Below are 724 nucleotides of genomic sequence, written 5' to 3'. Positions count from 1 at the left end.
CACCCCGACGAGGGGAGTGAAACAGTACCTGAAACCGAACGCCTACAATCAGTCGGAGCTTGACTGGACTCTAATAACAATCTGCGCCATGGAGATCTTCTGACCATCAGGAGATACAATATGGCCGACGGAACCTTTGCAGTGCTTATGCTCATAGCGGGTCTTACCGATATGAACAGTAATTACTGTGGAACATCAACAGGATGCCTAGGGACGTCTGATACGACGCCCCGTCTGGAATTTTCTGCTGGACAGGTTCTGGAACGGCGGGCCGATACAGCGGAAGAAGTTTATCTGCGTTACGATCTGGGCCGAAACTACGGCCCGTTCGGAAGCGCAGTTGGCTTGTCGGTCGGCGAGCATGGCGAAACTTGGCTCGGTATGGGCGCAACCTATACCGTAAATATTGCACAGAGCCCTGTTTACGCAGAGCTACATGTGATGCCTGGTTTATATGCTGACAATGGTGGGTTCGACCTCGGTGGACCGCTCGAATTCCGTTCGGGCATCGAACTGGGATACGAACTCCGCAGTGGCTGGCGTATGGCGCTGAGCTATGATCACCGTTCCAATGCAGGAATATTCGACAACAATCCGGGAATTGAAACAGTTCAGTTCAGGGTGTCGATGCCCTTAAGATAATTGTTATTAGTGTCCAGTCTTGTGACGGCGTACCTTTTGTATAATGGGTCATCGACTTGGTCTATCTAGCAAGCTTAAGCCG

At 51.2% G+C, this 724-nt stretch carries 1 protein-coding gene; it reads left to right on the top strand.

Annotated elements, in window-relative coordinates; genetic code table 11:
- Positions 1-120: 120 nt before the first annotated feature.
- Positions 121-642 carry an acyloxyacyl hydrolase gene (locus P775_RS12000; protein ID WP_425439904.1) on the top strand — a complete coding sequence of 174 codons (522 nt, stop codon included), beginning with the start codon at positions 121-123 and terminating at the stop codon, positions 640-642.
- The last annotated feature ends 82 nt before the right edge of the window (positions 643-724 follow it).

Origin of the sequence: Puniceibacterium antarcticum (assembly GCF_002760615.1) — a bacterium.
In the GTDB taxonomy this organism is placed as follows: Bacteria; Pseudomonadota; Alphaproteobacteria; order Rhodobacterales; family Rhodobacteraceae; genus Puniceibacterium; species Puniceibacterium antarcticum.
The sequence above is the reverse complement of the archived record's forward strand: the minus strand, read 5'-3'. Positions and strand labels throughout refer to the sequence as shown.

Coding starts and splice junctions, on each gene's coding strand:
- P775_RS12000 (WP_425439904.1), top strand. CDS start 121: ATGGCCGACGGAACCTTTGCAGTGCTTATGCTCATAGCGGGTCTTACC.